This is a genomic window from Flavobacterium sp. SORGH_AS_0622, from assembly GCF_030818825.1.
Taxonomy (GTDB): Bacteria; Bacteroidota; Bacteroidia; order Flavobacteriales; family Flavobacteriaceae; genus Flavobacterium.
Genome location: NZ_JAUTAX010000001.1, coordinates 381,529 through 398,302, shown reverse-complemented (window position 1 = coordinate 398,302; position 16,774 = coordinate 381,529). Strand labels below are relative to the sequence as shown.

Here is a 16,774-nt window from a genome sequence, read left to right as displayed (position 1 = left end):
TAACAAAGATTTTATCTTTCACTTTTGGCAACAGCAAGTCGGGATGCACATTTGCATCATTCCACAACACATCATATTTCTTCTTGCTATTGCTTTCATTTTTTTAAATTGGTTTGTTTTTTTTTAATTCGACTAATTCGATAGAGTAAATGTAGTAATATTTTTTTAACTACCAAATTAAAATTCGATTTTTATTATTAAATTTTTATAATCACTTATTATATATACAATTATTCTAGAAGCATGCAGTATTAGCCACAGATTAAAGAATTAAAATGATTAAATAAACCTTTTAATTTGAGTAATCTGCGGCATCAATTCTGAGCTCTTAAAATTTAAAGCTTAAACGTGCAAAACCAAATCTTCCGTTCAATCCAAATTGAGAAACTGCTCTTGAATAAGCAAACTGATTTGCATTGGTCAAGTCTGTACTTGGTGCTGGAGATAAAGTTGGAGTTGTATTTGTAAAAGCTGGAGTTGCCGGATTGTTTCGATCTGGATAAACGTCTCCTATATTATTAAATCCAACAGTCGCTCTAAAATGTTCGTTAATCTGATATCCGAAAGATAAATCTGTTACTAATTTTGCACTGTATTCTGGATGCTCGTATACAGAAGCTGATCCGTCAAGATTAACATCTGTTGCTCCTGGATCTGTAACTTTTCCGAAATAGCTGTTTCTTAAATAAATATCTAGTTTTTTGATGCTGAAAGTTGTCATCAAGTTTGCTTTTAATTTCGGAATAGCTTCTTCTAAATAAATTCGGCTTGATTCTGGAAAGAAAGAATAAATATATGGATCTCCTCCTGCATCAATTATTGATTGCGGAATGTGTAAATCTCCAACTCTTTTGGTTTCATTGTAACTCAAAGCAAAATCATTTCTGATTACGAAATCTTGAATGACATCATATTTTTGAGATATTACCAAATCAATTCCTTTAGTTTCAGAGTCGATTCCGTTAGTCCAAAACGAAGCTCTTTCTACACCTTTCAAATCAAATGCTTGTTGGAACAATGTCAATGCTTCTGCCTGCGTTGGAGATGTAGCGGCAGCAATTTGCGCATCTGTTGGTCTTGCATATTGTCCTGATAATACAACGCGATCGTTGATTCTTGTAAAATAAGCATCAGTAGCAATGGTTATGTTAGCTTCAGGAATTTTAAATGTAAATCCTGTACTGATGCTTTTTGATTTCTCTGGCTTTAGGTTTTCTACACCAATACTTTTGGCTGCCTGCGAATCGTTTGTAAAATAACCTACTTGATATGGCGAACCATTGATGAATTGTGTTGAACTTGCTTCAAAATATTTTTGCTGTAATGAAGGCGCTCTAAAACCTGTTTGTCCAGAAATTCTCCAATTAATATTATCTGTCAATTTTAAAAGAGAGGCTAGTTTAAAAGTAACTGTACTTCCAAAATCTGAATAATTTTCATAACGCGCAGCTCCATTTACCAGCCATTTTTCTGTTGCATTCAATTCTAAATCAATATATCCCGCACCACTTTTTCTATCTCTTTCTTTAGCATCTGAAGGCTGGAAACCTGAAAATCCCTGTGCTCCTGCTCCACGTTTGTTTCCAAAGAAATCTGTAACTATTAAAGGAGAAGTGCTTGGCAAAATTCCCGTTACTAAATTTCCGTTTACATCATATAAGCCGTAAGAAGCTTCATCTCCTTGTTTAATTTGGTAATTTTCATATCTGAATTCCCCGCCAAAAGCAACGTTTAATCCTGAAAGAAAATCGTATTTTTTACTAAAGTCTAAATTGGTTGTACTTTGTAAAAACGAAACTTTACCGGCATCAAAACTAAAAGGAGAATTTGTTCCAAGAGTTGCATTAATAGTATTGTTTACATCATATTTGAATGAGTTTGTTCCAAGGTTTGTACTTAAATCGGTATCAAAACCAAATAATTCTGTGTTTACACCAACCGCTGCAGAAGCATCTAATATATCTGATTCTATTTCTGGTAGAAATCCATTTTGATATACTTGCGTGAAAGTTCCAGAACCGTTTGGAAGCCTGTTAAACGCATACGATTTTCCATTTCTATACGACACTCCACCAAAAGAGTACAAAGAAGTACTTTCTGTTAAGGGATATTTCGCATTATAATATACCTGACCAGAAGCAAGTTCTGACTGGCCAACACTCATATTATAGTCACTTCTTTGCTGTCCTCTGTAGGCTAATTCATTATTAGTAACATCAAAATTCAAAGCTGTCTGCATTTGCGCAATTGTTGTTGCAGATGCGATTGCAGTTTGCTGTGCTGCTGTAAAATAGCTCACTTGAGGCGCATATTGTTGTAATGAACTAATAATTTGTGCCGAGTTTCCAGTGGTATTAATGTTGGTGAATAATGAATTTATTTCAACTCCATTTTGTGCTGCTCGATTTTCAACAGCATTATAGGCATTAAAAATATTATTGCTTCTAATTCCTGCTCTGCTTGTTGCTTGTCTTGTAACGGCAGTTCCTGTAATATTGAAGAAACTTCCAGGTTTACCTAACGAAGTTCCGTAATTTAAATCGACTTGCACAGTTTGCCCGTCTGCTCCTCCTTCGAAATTATTAGATCCAGATGATAAATTAGTTCCGTATTGAATCCCTCCAGTAAGAAAGTCAGCGTTCTTTTTTAATACAATATTAATTACTCCGGCAATGGCGTCAGAACCGTATTGGGCCGCAGCTCCATCTCTTAAAACTTCAATTCTTTCTATTGCAAAAGATGGAATCGCATTTAAATCTGTTCCAACAGAACCTCTTCCAGGCGATCCGTTTATATTAACTAAAGCACTTGTGTGTCTTCTTTTTCCGTTTACTAAAATTAAAACCTGATCTGGTCCTAATCCTCTTAATTGCGCTGGATCAACGTGATCTGTTGCATCTGCTGTTGATGTTGCGTTACTTGTAAACGAAGGCGCAACATAGTTTAATATTTGAGTTACGCTGGTTTGCGGCGCACCTTTTGTTATTTCGCCCACGTTAAAAACATCAACCGGAACCGGCACATCTGTTTTTACTCTGTTTTTACTTCTAGATCCAATAACTGTTACTTCTGTTAATTCATTACTCTTTAAAGTATCCTGCTCTTTTTTATTGTCCTGAGCATAAATACCTGAAAATGTAAAAAGACCTAAAACGATTAGTACATTTTTTTTCATTTTTTTAACTGATTAATTAGTTGTTTTTGGCTTAAAAAAAATCTTATAGCTTTCTTTTTTGAACAAAAAAAACCTCTGCGGGCTGCAGAGGTTCTATATATGTTGTTGAAAAAAAACTACAATAGAGTCTCTGCGGATAACTCCGGCATCTTACAAGACATCATATTGCAAATTGTAAATTTCATTTCTTTCTGTTATTTTAACGAAGCAAATGTGCGAACTATTTTTTAATCGACCAAACAAAAACCAAAATAATTTCTATTACCCTATCAATCTAGTATGTTTTTGTTAAATTTCTGTTGTAAAAAATAAAAAAAGTTGAACTTTAATTTGCAAATCAAAATGGTTTTGTACTTTTGCACGCGAATACAGAGGAAAAATTTGAACTGATTGCAACCTCTTCATAATGAAATGGTTCGTTATGAATACTGAAAGATAGATTTCAGTAGTAAAAAATGCTAAAGCAGGAACTCTCCTTTAGCACTTTCAGCAATTACTTTTTCCTCGCTTAATGTTAATTTAATAAATTATTATGGCTTATTTATTTACGTCAGAATCTGTTAGTGAAGGGCATCCAGACAAAGTTGCAGATCAAATTTCGGATGCTTTAATTGATAACTTTCTGGCATTTGATGCTGATTCAAAAGTAGCTTGTGAAACATTAGTTACTACAGGTCAGGTAATTTTAGCAGGTGAAGTAAAATCGAATACTTATCTTGATGTACAACAAATTGCACGTGAGGTAATCCGTAAAATTGGATATACTAAAAGTGAATATATGTTTGAAGCGAATTCTTGTGGAATTCTTTCTGCAATTCACGAGCAGTCTGCAGACATTAATCAAGGGGTTGACAGAGCGAAGCCAGAAGAGCAAGGTGCTGGAGACCAAGGAATGATGTTTGGTTACGCTACAAACGAAACTGAAAACTTCATGCCATTGGCACTTGATTTATCTCATAAATTATTACAAGAGTTAGCTATTTTAAGACGTGAAAACAAAGAAATCACTTATTTACGTCCAGATGCTAAATCTCAAGTAACTTTAGAATACAGCGACGATAACAAACCGACTCGTATTGATGCAATTGTTATCTCAACACAACATGACGATTTTGATGAAGAAGCTGCAATGCTTGCTAAAATCAAAAAAGATATTATCGAAATCTTGATTCCAAGAATTATCGCTAAAAACCCAGAGCACGCTCATTTATTCAACGATAAAATCAACTACCATATTAACCCAACAGGAAAATTCGTTATTGGAGGTCCTCACGGAGATACTGGTTTAACAGGAAGAAAAATCATCGTAGACACTTACGGTGGAAAAGGTGCCCACGGTGGTGGTGCATTCTCTGGAAAAGATCCAAGTAAGGTAGATAGAAGTGCCGCTTATGCGACACGTCATATCGCTAAAAACTTAGTTGCAGCTGGTGTTGCTGATGAAATCTTAGTTCAGGTTTCTTATGCAATTGGAGTTGCTGAGCCAATGGGAATTTTCATTGAAACTTACGGAACATCTAAAGTAAACTTAACAAACGGTGAAATCGCTAAAAAAGTAGAAGCTATCTTCGATATGCGTCCTTACTTTATCGAGCAGCGTTTAAAATTAAGAAACCCAATCTACAGCGAAACTGCTGCTTACGGACACATGGGACGTAAACCAGAAACTGTAACTAAAACTTTCTCTGCTCCTGGCGGAAACGAAAAAACAGTTACTGTTGAATTATTTACATGGGAAAAACTTGATTTTGTTGATCAAGTAAAAGCTGCATTTGGATTGTAAATCTAGACTTATAGACTCGCTTAGATCCTTAGACATCTTAGTTAGCCTGAACATAAAAAAGCCGATTTCTTAAATTAGAAATCGGCTTTTTGCTTTTAGAACTTAGTCTTATTAATATGTTCCGTTTTGCATTTTTGCTAACGTGTCTTTAATTTCAGTCGCAGTTTCTTCTTCAGTCACACCAGATAAATATTTCACTGCTAAAGTCTGAGTTTCGATTGCTTTTTGCTTTTGTCCGTCTTTATAATATAACTGCGCCAAAGTATCTAAATAATACGGATTGTTTTTAGTAACAACCAAACTATATTCAGACCATTTAATCGCATCTTTTATAAAGTTAGAATTCTGAGGTTTTAATACCACACTCCAAGCTGCTGTATTTGCAAGGTTAGAATGATATTCTTTAAACATATTCCAGCCGTCATAAGAATAACTTGAACTAGAATCTAATCCTGCAAAAATGGCGTCTAATTTTTCAATTGGACTTGTTCCTGCCAAAGTATTATCAAAATAGGTATTGAACTCTTTTAAGAAAGTTGTGTTAGAACCATCTTTGTCTTCAACCTGACCTAAATAATCAAAATAATTGCGGTAAGCATCAAAATTACCTTTACCAGATGCAATTATCTTTTTATAAATAGAATTGACTTTTTCTTTATTGATATTTCCTGTAACTCCATCTTGAGACGCATAAAGGTTTAACTGTAACGCATTTGAAATTTCAGTAACTGGACTTCCAACATTATGAAGTTGTCCTACTATACTATTGAACTCTGCACGTTTGTTTTCTATATCATCAGAATGTTTAAGCAAATAGTCTATCGCCAAGAAATCGGTGTCGTTTAAAATTTTATCTTCATTAAAAAGCTGTTTTGTAAATCCTTGGTTTTTGATTTCCTTTACAATTGTTTCAACCAAATACATATCTGATTTAGTATCTTTTTGATGTGCTTCAATTAATTTTTTCCAACTTGCGGCAACTTCTTTTTTGTCTAAAGGTGTTTTTGTGAATACAAATTCTGTTGAATTAGGATCTGTTACTACATCTTCTGAATCGTAGTCATAAGAAGCTTCGAGCATTGCTGCTTTATTAAAAGCCTTAATTATATTAGCGTCACCTGCTTTTTTATTCTTTAAAACAGTATTCATTGCTAAAAAAGCATCTGTTCGCAGAAGTTTGCGATAAAAATCGCCATAATAACTAAATTGATATTTCTGAGCTTCTAAATCAGATTTTGCAACTGCTAGTATATCGCCTTGACCGTTCAATACCAATACGCTTGGATCATTTGTTATTTTATTGTTTTTGAGCCATTTTTTATCATCGGCTCCAGCCAAATAATAATTAAAAACATCGTAAACAGGATTATAAGCATCGTACATACTATATCCTGCTTGAGTTTCTTGATCTTTTATAAATAAATCAAAACTCTCTTTTGCTTCTTTTTTACTATTGACATAAACTCCTAAAAACTTATTATTTTTTGATTCTTTAGTCGCCGAAATGGCTTTGTTCAGATTATTTTCAATTTTTAATTTAAAATCATATTGTGTATAAGCTGGAGTTGCTACATCTTCAACGGCAACAACAACACTATCTTTTGCAACAAGTCCGGTCCCAAAATCTTCGTTCACCAAAACATTTTCTTTACCTGGATAAGTCCAGTTTGCAATAGCCAAACTTTCTAGAGGAACAACTTTTGAAGTTTTGGCTGCTGGCTGAGGATCTTTTTCATTAGTAAAAACTAAAGGATTTAATCCTGATTTCTCAGAGATTATCAATTGGTTTGTTTTTCTATCAAAAAATCCTGAAATTTTCAAATCTCCCAAAACTGCCAATTCATAACCAATTGTTATTTCAGAAACATCTTTTGGCAATGCGTATTTATTAACCGTCGTTGGGTTGTAGTTATCTTCAAATACTAAATATAAAAAGTCTGCTTTTTCAATTTCAAAAGTAAGATCAGTTTCCTTCCATTCTGGATCTATCTTAGTTTTAATATCTGAAATTCTTTGGTATTTAATTTCTTCTTTACCTTTTTGAGTTCCTATATAAAAGGAATAGTACGAAGGATCTAAGAATTTTACTTTTATGCTTTTAGCTTTTTTATCTACTTTAAAAGAAAGATCAAAATTAGTTTGTGCTTCTACATTTTTAGCAAATATCAATGAGTCTCCTTTTACCTGATAATCACCCGAATAAAATACTAGTTCATATTTATTACCATCCAATAAATTTAATTTGATTTTTTGGCCTTTGTTTGTAGATAAATAGGTTCCTTTTTCATTATTTTCTTGAGAAAAAGACATAGAAATTGCCGAAGTAAATAGCAATAAACTCCAAATAAAATTGCGCATAATATAAAAATTTGGCTGTTAATATTCATGTAAAGATATTCCATTCTTATTTAAATAAACACCTTATTTATAAAATTAAACCAATTCTATTACTATAAATTATATTTCATCGAAAAGATGATGTATCGGGGCTGTACGGTATATTGAGAAACTCTTGTAGAGAATTGCGTAAAATTATCATCGTTCAAATATCTTGTATTTAACAAGTTGGTTGCCGAAATTTTATACTCCCATTTACTGTTTTTCTTTTGATAAATTAAACTGGCACTTAAGAAATCATATTCATTATCGACCGTTTTATCTCCGTTGTAATAATGGTAAAATTCATACTCCGAAACAAAAGAAAAACTATCTAAGAAATAGTAATCTAATCGAGCAAATGGTTTATCGGTATAAAAGGTAGAGCCGCTATATTTATTCACCAAAAGATTGTAACCAAATTCGATATTCGGGAGTTTTTTATAATTTGTTGATGCTCTTACGGTGTAACTCTGCACAAAACTTTCGGTTGTTCTCAATTCGTTATCTTGAATATTATTGAACTTTGACCAGTTGATACTCGCACTTGCCGACGCTTTGTAATTTTTTAAAAACGAACGTCCATAAGATCCCATTCCAGAAAAAGTTTCATCGGCTAAATTTGAATTGTATGGAACTGACGATTGGTTAATTCCATCAAAATCTGCTTTCGTTTTAATAGCATCTACTTTTCTCGTGTAAGTTGCATTGGCAAAAATATTTTCAAAATTGAACATATTATACTTGAAATAACGAAGCGAATGCACTTGCGAAGTGGCATTTTCTAAAAATCGATTTCCATGAAACAAATTGCTGTAATTGGACAAAACATAACCTGCTGCCAACTGATTAACATCTGTAAAATCATTGGTTAAAGAGAAATTATAAGTCAATGTTTCTGCCTTTTTAATTTGATATAAAGCAAAGAAATCTGGCAGTAATTTGGTAAAACTTTGAGAATAATCGCTTCCTAATTGTCCGTTTGTCATTTGGTAGGAATGCAGACTGACTCCTGGTGTCAAAGTAAATTTTCCAGTTAAGATTTTGTAATGAAAACCTAAAAAAGCATCATTAAATCTATAATCTACATCATTATTATTCGCCGGATCGTTCAAATCATTTCGTGTTCCGTTATCCAATATTTGGAAAATATGAGAATTGAAATTTTGGTACGAATAAGTATTTCCTAAAGTAATATTGATATTGCTTTTTGGCGTTACCATATAATAGTAATCCAGTTTTGCATCTAGTTTATTGGTTTTTACAAAACGATTTTGATTGTAATCATTTCGATCTTGTGTAACAAATCCTGACAAACTAAAAGGAAGCGTCGCCAGATTGGCATTATAAAAAGGATTCTCGTCTTGGTACAAATGCTGCATTTCAAAAGCAAAAATATTTTTGTCGCTTTGTGTGTAATACAAACTCAAGTTCTGATTAATCGAAGTTGGATCTTGTTTTTTTGTTGTAAAAATAGTTTCTGGAGTAGATTGGTTCTGTACAATCTGTTCTCTAAATAAATCTGAAAATTCTTCTTGTTTGGTCAACTTGGTTAAGATATCATAATCAAACTGAAATTTATCGTTTGGTTTGTAAGTCGAACTTAATTTGAAAAGTCCCAAGTTATTCTTTTGACTTGTATTTTCATCTCTTTTTTCCTGATTTCCAGAATTTAAAAATGTAGTCTGAGATTTGGTTTCTAATTCTGTTTTTGAAGTAGAAAGAATTCCGAAACCACTAATATTCCAAGATTTACTAACTGAATAAGCAAAGTTTGTTGCACCAAATTTTGTTTCAATTTCTTTAGCGCGGTTATTTCGAAGCAATGAAATTCCTAAATCGTTTGACGAAACATTAAAACTGCTTCCCCCCTTTTTCATTAGATTTTTGAATCCTCCGGTGAACTTAAAATAATCCTGTGCCGTTAAAGGTAATTCTCCAATATTATTAAAATTGGTAATTAAATTGATGCTGTATTTCGGACTGTAATAAAATAATTTTGGGTTAATTATATAACGGCTGTCTAATTCTCCAACGCCAATTCCTGCGGTAACATCTCCAAACCAAAAGTTCTTCTTTCCATCTTTTAGTTTAATATTCATCGCCACATTGTCTTGATCGTTTTCCAGACCTTTTAATGCGCTCACTTCGTTATAATTTCTTAGAACTTGGATTTTATCAATGGCATCGGCAGGAATATTTTTTACGCCTAATTTGGTATCTCCATCAAAGAAGTCTTTTCCTTCAACCATCAATTTACTGACTTTTTTTCCTTCCACTTCAATTTCTCCGTCGGCATTTACCTCAACGCCAGGTAGTTTTTTCAAGACATCTTCCAATTTTTTTTCAGTTCCTGATTTAAAAGAATCTGCGTTATAAACAATCGTATCTCCTTTTATTGAAACGGGCATTTCGCGTACAATTTCAACACCTTCCAATTCAATTCCTGCTCCATCCAACACAATATTCTGGTTCATGTTTTCAGCTTTAGTTGTTACGGCGATTTCTTTCGATTTCATTCCGAGGTAACTAACTTTGATTGTATAAGCAGTATTCGGTTTTAAAGTCAGCTGGAATTTTCCTTTATCATTGGTAATTCCGTAAGAGTCCATTGCTTTTGTAGCTGTATTTACAGCCATAATATTGGCCATCTCCAACGGATTTTTTTGTTCGTCTTGAATAAATCCATCAAAACGAATACTTTGTGAAAAAGAAACAGAAGTAATTAAAAAAGCTAAGAAAAGATATAATTTGCTCATTAAAAGAATACTTAGAATAAATAATAAATGCCAGAAATTTATCTTCCCATTGGAGGTGGCCCGCCGGCGCGACCACGGTTCATTTCTCTAAATTCTTCCATTTTTTTAATTACTGTTTCGTCGTAATCTTTTTGAGAAATTACTTTCCCTTTTTTAGAAGGTTTTATTTCTACTTTATCCTTTGCATTCAAAACAATTTTAGAACATAAAATAGTTGTTCTTCCATCATTTACTTCCAAAATCAAACCCGGAAGTCCCCAATAATTCTCTGGTCCCTGATTTACAGGAATCTCTGGTGTATACCAAGCCGTTACAACAATTTCTTTTGGCATCTCAAAGTTATCCTCAAAATTGGTTTTTGTGTCTCCAGAAGTCTTCTTTGGTTCTTCTTTTTTATCATCATTATTTTTAGGTCGGAAGTTTCTAAAATCGGTTTTACTTGCTTCTTTTACTGCTGTTGCTTTAAAACAATTGTAACCGCCAATTTGTTTGGTTTCCTGCTCTAGCTTCCAGTTTAATTTCGGCAGCGAATCGACAACTAAAAATTCTTTTCCCATAAATTCTTTATCAACGGTATACGATTTTGTTTTCACGTCTTTATAGAAAGTGCCTCCGCCTCCCATGAAAGAGTTCATCATAATACGCATACCGCCTTGCTGTCCAGGAGCTTCTAATTTTTCCTCCTCTTTATAAATTGATGCCGATTTATCGAAGTTTAGAATAAATGTTTTCTCCAGCATTTTTTTCATACGCTCTTCCATATTCTTTTGCATCTCTGGTGTAATGTCTCTGTTTCCGCGCATTCCTTCAAACTTTGGCGCTTGAGTTTTTGACTCATAAACTGCCATTCCCTGAAAATCTTTTTGAGCTTGAATTTGTGTACCAACAAGCATCAATGTCATATAAAAAAATATTTTCTTCATTTCATTTTCTTTAAAAGTGAGTAAATCCGAGAAACTTACAATCAAATGTATTATTAATTTAAAAGTACTAAAAATTAAATATATTAATAGCCGCACGGCATAGACAGAAGCCCTTATTTTTTAGACTATTAGAATTAAAAAAGGTTTAAATGCTAAAATTGAACTTCTAATGAGGGATTTTTGTAATTTGCACTCTTGTAAATTTATTTCTAATGCGTGAAACTGTGCAAAAACTTGTATATTTTTTATTTCTTTTCTGCACTTTTAATGCATTGACTGCTCAGGAAGCCAGCATAAATCCGAAATTAATTTCTCATTATAAAAATGAAGCTGAACAATTTTTAGGATACGATTCTTTTGGTTATTCTTATCAGATAACAAATAATGTTTTTAGTAAAATTAAAGGGAAAGAGATATTTGAATATAAAAATGTTTCTCTTGGAAAAATTACAAAAGTCGATTTACAAAATCCGCTGAAAATAGTTTTGTTTTATGAAGACTTTAATAGCGTCGTTTTATTGGATAATCAATTGAATAAAATGACAGAAATTAATTTTTCGCAAAATTCAACGCCTATTGTAGTTGCCGGAATCGGGATGTCTACTCAAAATCAATTATGGATTTACAACACTTTAAATCAGCAGATTGGTCTTTTTGATTATTTAAAAAATGAATATAAAACCGTTTCAATTCCGTTAACAGAGCCTATTAAATATTATCAGACTGATTTCAATACTTTCTATTGGATCGACAAAAATAACAACTGGTTTTCTTGTGACATTTTTGGGAAAAATTACTTCGTTGGCCAAAATAGAAGACTTTGATAAAATTGAAATAATAAATCCTTCACAATATATCTTCAGCAGAGATAGCTTACTTTATTTTAAAGGGATTAATAAAGCAAATCCTGATGTAATTTCTGAGATTAAAATTTTAGAAAAAACCTTTACCAATTTTTATTACAAAGACCAAATTTTATCTATTTTTACATCTACAGATATATCAAATTATAAAATCGTAACACCGTAATGCACATAGCAATAGCAGGAAACATAGGCGCAGGAAAAACTACTTTGACCAAATTATTAGCGAAACATTTTAAATGGGAACCTCATTATGAAGATGTAGTTGATAATCCGTATTTAGATGATTTCTATCATCAGATGGAACGCTGGTCATTTAATCTTCAGATTTATTTCTTGAACAGCCGTTTTCGTCAAGTGCAGCAAATTCGCGAAAGCGGGAAAAAAATCATTCAAGACAGAACGATTTATGAAGATGCACATATTTTTGCTCCGAACTTATATGCAATGGGTTTGATGACAAGCCGTGATTTTGAAAATTACACTTCTTTGTTTGAATTAATGGAATCTTTGGTTAAAGCTCCAGATTTGTTGATTTATTTAAGAAGTTCTATTCCGAATTTGGTTGGGCAGATCCATAAACGCGGACGTGAGTACGAAAATTCAATTTCTATTGATTATTTAAGCCGTTTGAACGAAAGATACGAAGCCTGGATTCAGACTTACACCAAAGGAAAATTATTAATTATTGATGTTGATAATATTAATTTTGTTGACAATCCGGAAGACTTAGGAAACATCATTAATCGAATTGATGCTGAATTGAACGGGTTGTTTTAAACACGAATTACACAGATTTACACGAAATAAAAAAAGCCTCTAAATAATATTTTTTAGAGGCTTTTCTGTTAATTATGATCCTAACAGGTTTCCAAAACCTGTTAGGTATTTTTTATTCTCAGCATTTAACTAGATAGATACCTAACAGGTTTTGGAAACCTGTTAGGATAGTGAGTATCATTTTTTATTGTGCAGCGTTAATTTTTGCCTGCACTTCTTCTTCTGTTCCTTCGTAAACTTCTGTAGTTGTTTTACCATTTTCTTTTTTAGTAACAGTTCCAGTCGTTTTTCCGTTTATATTTTTAACCTCAACGCGAACCGATTTTCTCTCATAACCAGCATCAGAGTATTTTCCGCTTGCATCAAAATGCGCTAAACATTTAGCCGTTTCTTCTGGAGAACAGCCTTTTTCTTTGCACATTTTAATACATTCTTCTTTTGTCATTTCAGACATGTCTCCACATTTAGAAACTCCTCGATGCATTTCAGTTTTTGCACAGCAAGAAGCTGAAGCTGCTATATCTGATGGAGAATGTCCTTCTCCCAAAATTGGTGCAATTACCAATCCAATCAAACAGGTTAATTTGATTAAAATATTCATTGAGGGTCCAGAAGTATCTTTAAATGGATCTCCAACTGTATCTCCAGTAACTGCTGCTTTATGTGCATCAGAGCCTTTATACGTCATTTCGCCATTAATCATAACTCCTGCTTCAAAAGATTTTTTAGCATTATCCCAAGCTCCTCCAGCATTGTTTTGAAAAACTGCCCAAAGAACTCCAGAAACGGTAACTCCGGCCATATACCCACCTAACATTTCTGCAATTAGCTGGTTGTTATCTCCGTAAACTAATTTTCCAATCAAGACAATTAGAATCGGAAAACCAATTGTCAAAATCCCAGGAAGCATCATTTCGCGTAAAGCTGCTTTTGTAGAAATCTCAACGCATTTCCCATACTCTGGTTTTCCAGTTCCTTCCATAATTCCAGGAATTTCTTTGAACTGGCGGCGCACTTCGTATACCATATCCATCGCAGCTTTTCCAACAGAATTCATCGCTAAAGCGGAGAAAACCACTGGAATCATGCCTCCGACAAATAACATCGCTAAAACTGGTGCTTTAAAAATATTAATTCCGTCAATTCCTGTAAAAGTTACATAAGCTGCGAATAATGCTAGTGAAGTTAAAGCTGCAGAAGCAATTGCAAAACCTTTTCCAGTTGCTGCTGTTGTATTTCCAACAGAATCTAAAATATCAGTTCTCGTACGAACTTCTTTTGGTAATTCGCTCATTTCTGCAATTCCTCCAGCATTATCAGAAATTGGTCCGAAAGCATCAATTGCTAATTGCATTGCTGTAGTTGCCATCATAGCTGATGCTGCCAATGCCACTCCATAAAATCCCGCCAAAGCATACGAAATCCAGATTGCTCCAGCGAACAATAATACGGTTGGAAAAGTCGAAATCATTCCAGTTGCCAAACCAGCAATTACGTTTGTTCCCGCTCCTGTTGATGATTTTTGAACAATAGCCAAAACTGGTTTTGTTCCTAATCCTGTATAATATTCTGTTACAGATGAAATTGCACCTCCAACAACTAATCCTACCAAAGTAGCATAGAAAACTCGCAATGATGAAATCGCTTTTGATCCTTCACCAAAAAAACTCATCTGCATCGTTTCCGGAAGCATATATTGTACTAAAAAGAAACACGCAACAGCCGTTAAAGCAATCGAAACCCAGTTTCCTATATTTAATGCTTTCTGCACTTGTGCTTCTTTTGCATTGTCATCTGAAATTTTTACTAAAAGTGTCCCAATAATTGAGAATATAATTCCGAAACCAGCAATTGCCATTGGAAGCAAAATTGGACCAATTCCCCCAAAAGCATCATTGATACTTCCGCCCATATCTTTGATCACATAATTCCCTAGCACCATTGCTGCTAAAACAGTTGCTACATACGAACCAAATAAATCGGCTCCCATTCCGGCAACGTCTCCAACATTATCTCCCACGTTATCAGCAATTGTTGCAGGATTACGTGGATCGTCTTCTGGAATTCCCGCTTCAACCTTACCAACTAAATCGGCACCAACATCTGCTGCTTTGGTATAGATTCCGCCTCCAACTCTGGCAAACAAAGCGATTGATTCTGCACCAAGTGAAAATCCAGCTAATGTTTCTAAAACAACTGTCATTGTTTCGGTGTCTTTCCAAACTCCGTCAGAAAAAAGATTAAAGAAAATGATAAAAAAAGCTGTTAAACCTAAAACGGCTAAACCTGCAACGCCTAAACCCATTACGGTTCCGCCTCCAAAAGAAACCTTTAAGGCTTGTGGAAGACTTGTACGCGCAGCTTGAGTAGTTCTAACATTTGTTTTAGTTGCTATTTTCATTCCAATATTTCCTGCATAAGCCGAAAATAATGCTCCAAAAATAAATGCAATTACGATTAATAAATGTGTTTTTACACCCGGAATAAAAGTAATTCCTGCCAAGGCTAAACTGGCAATAATTACAAATATGGTTAATAGTTTATATTCGGCTTTTAGGAAGGCTAAGGCTCCTTCGTAGATGTAATCTGAAATCTCTTTCATCTTGCCATCTCCAGCATCTTGTTTTAAAACCCAAGTCCTTTTTATTCCCATGAAAAGTAATCCTAAAACTGCCATAATAATTGGCAGGTAAATCATAAATGCATTCATAATTTTTAATGGTTTTGGTTAATAGTCAACAATCTAACTGAAACGAATTTAAACAAAAAAGCAATACTCCTGACGGAGTATTGCTTTTTTTATAAAATATAGAACCTTAAATTATTTAATACTAAATAATCCCTCTGGTTTATTTTCAATATCGTTAAAACGTTTTGTACACTCAGCAATAATTTCAAATGCTTCGTTCACGTCTCCCCATCCTTCAACATCTACTTTCTTGTTTTCAAGATCTTTGTAAACTTGGAAGAAATGCTCAATTTCTTTTACTAAGTGAGGGTTGATGTCTGATAAATCTGTTAATGAATTCCAGATTGGATCTGAAACTGGTACACAAATAATTTTTTCATCTGGTCCTTTATCATCTGCCATATGGAAAACACCAATTGGCTTAACTTCCATAACACATCCAGGAAAAGTTGGTTCGTTTACCAAAACTAATACATCAAGAGGATCACCGTCTAAAGCTAAAGTTTCCGGAATAAATCCGTAATCTGCTGGATACATCATTGAAGAGAATAACATTCTGTCGAAACGCATTCTTTTAATTTCAAAATCGTACTCGTATTTATTTCTGCTTCCTCTTGGTATTTCGATTAATACATCGAAAGTCGTTAATTTGTCTGCGGTCATTTTCGTTTTTTATTGTTTCTATAATTTCGGTTGCAAAAATAACTAAAGAATCCAGTTTTACAATAAAAAACAAGGTTAAATTATCCTCATTAGAGTTTAAAAAACAAGCATTTAATAGGTAATTTTTCTGTTTCGCTTATTTAGATAGTAATGCCAGAGCAAATAGGTTGCATACGATCGATACGGGCTCCATTGTTCGGCATGAATTTCCATTTCTTGTTTATCGTGTATATTCAACAATTCTTTAATGGTATTTACGACTGCAATATCTCCTAACGGAATCAAATCTAGCTCTTGAAGGCAGAACATTAAATAGATATCTATTGTCCAGTTTCCGATGCCTTTTAGTTTTATAAGCTCTTCGCGAACTTGCTTTGCCGATTTTGAAGCCAAACTTTCAACATCTAATTCTTTATTTAAAATTGCTTCCGCTAAAATCTTAATGTATTTTGTTTTCTGACGGCTGACACCAAGATTTCTATATTCTTCATCAGAAAGGACAGCCATAGTTTCTGGATTACAAGTAGTATATGCTTTAATTTTTAAGAATGTGGCTTTCGCCGAATCTATGGAAACCTGCTGTTCGAGTATTAATAAAACCAAAGTCTCAAATCCCTGAGGTCGTTTCGGAATTGCCGGAAATCCATACTTCTCGATTATCTCTCGAAATATTGGATTTTTATTGATTAGAAAATCGATGGCTTCCTGCATGGTTTTGATTTAAGTCTATTCAAAATTAAAGAAAAAAGACTTTCGCAGGCAT

Annotated in this window: 11 protein-coding genes; 4 read left to right on the top strand and 7 right to left on the bottom strand. The window is 33.5% G+C overall.

All coding sequences use genetic code 11. The annotated features are described in order from the left end of the window. Positions 1-328 precede the first annotated feature (328 nt). Positions 329-3,175 (bottom strand): TonB-dependent siderophore receptor, encoded by a 2,847-nt coding sequence (locus QE431_RS01760; protein WP_307291996.1) that lies wholly within the window; start codon positions 3,173-3,175, stop codon positions 329-331. A gap of 532 nt (positions 3,176-3,707) precedes the next feature. On the opposite strand from QE431_RS01760, the gene metK reads away from it, so the two are divergent. Continuing rightward, complete coding sequence (gene metK, locus QE431_RS01755) at positions 3,708-4,958, top strand: methionine adenosyltransferase (RefSeq protein ID WP_057117586.1); 1,251 nt, start codon at positions 3,708-3,710, stop codon at positions 4,956-4,958. 111 nt (positions 4,959-5,069) lie between these two features. Here metK and QE431_RS01750 read toward each other — a convergent pair whose 3' ends face one another. The 3 genes from QE431_RS01750 to QE431_RS01740 form a co-directional block, all read right to left on the bottom strand. Continuing rightward, positions 5,070-7,316 (bottom strand): hypothetical protein, encoded by a 2,247-nt coding sequence (locus tag QE431_RS01750; protein ID WP_307291995.1) that lies wholly within the window; start codon positions 7,314-7,316, stop codon positions 5,070-5,072. A 92-nt stretch (positions 7,317-7,408) separates the two neighbouring features. Further along, positions 7,409-10,093: a carboxypeptidase-like regulatory domain-containing protein gene (locus QE431_RS01745; RefSeq protein WP_307291994.1), complete on the bottom strand. Its 2,685-nt coding sequence runs from the start codon at positions 10,091-10,093 to the stop codon at positions 7,409-7,411. A 38-nt stretch (positions 10,094-10,131) separates the two neighbouring features. Then, positions 10,132-11,016, bottom strand: coding sequence for a GLPGLI family protein (locus QE431_RS01740; protein ID WP_057117686.1), 885 nt, complete (start codon positions 11,014-11,016; stop codon positions 10,132-10,134). A gap of 224 nt (positions 11,017-11,240) precedes the next feature. Between QE431_RS01740 and QE431_RS01735 the strand changes: the two genes are divergently transcribed. From QE431_RS01735 to QE431_RS01725, 3 genes are read left to right on the top strand one after another with little or no spacing between them, the layout of a single operon-like run. Next, positions 11,241-11,840 carry a hypothetical protein gene (locus QE431_RS01735; protein WP_307291993.1) on the top strand — a complete coding sequence of 200 codons (600 nt, stop codon included), beginning with the start codon at positions 11,241-11,243 and terminating at the stop codon, positions 11,838-11,840. Beyond that, positions 11,818-12,045, top strand: a complete 228-nt coding sequence (locus tag QE431_RS01730) for a hypothetical protein (protein WP_307291992.1) — start codon at positions 11,818-11,820, stop codon at positions 12,043-12,045. Before QE431_RS01735 ends, QE431_RS01730 begins: the two co-directional genes overlap by 23 nt. Further along, on the top strand, positions 12,045-12,659 hold the full coding sequence (locus tag QE431_RS01725) for a deoxynucleoside kinase (RefSeq protein ID WP_057117590.1): 615 nt from the start codon (positions 12,045-12,047) through the stop codon (positions 12,657-12,659). The genes QE431_RS01730 and QE431_RS01725 overlap by 1 nt, the downstream gene beginning before the upstream one ends. A gap of 184 nt (positions 12,660-12,843) precedes the next feature. Here QE431_RS01725 and QE431_RS01720 read toward each other — a convergent pair whose 3' ends face one another. The 3 genes from QE431_RS01720 to QE431_RS01710 form a co-directional block, all read right to left on the bottom strand. Then, positions 12,844-15,369, bottom strand: a complete 2,526-nt coding sequence (locus QE431_RS01720) for a sodium-translocating pyrophosphatase (protein WP_307291991.1) — start codon at positions 15,367-15,369, stop codon at positions 12,844-12,846. Positions 15,370-15,480: 111 nt separating this feature from the next. Then, positions 15,481-16,011, bottom strand: coding sequence for an inorganic diphosphatase (locus tag QE431_RS01715; protein WP_057117592.1), 531 nt, complete (start codon positions 16,009-16,011; stop codon positions 15,481-15,483). A gap of 111 nt (positions 16,012-16,122) precedes the next feature. Then, a complete protein-coding gene (locus tag QE431_RS01710; protein ID WP_307291990.1) occupies positions 16,123-16,722 on the bottom strand; it encodes a DNA-3-methyladenine glycosylase in 600 nt (199 codons plus the stop codon). Between the last annotated feature and the right edge of the window lie 52 nt (positions 16,723-16,774).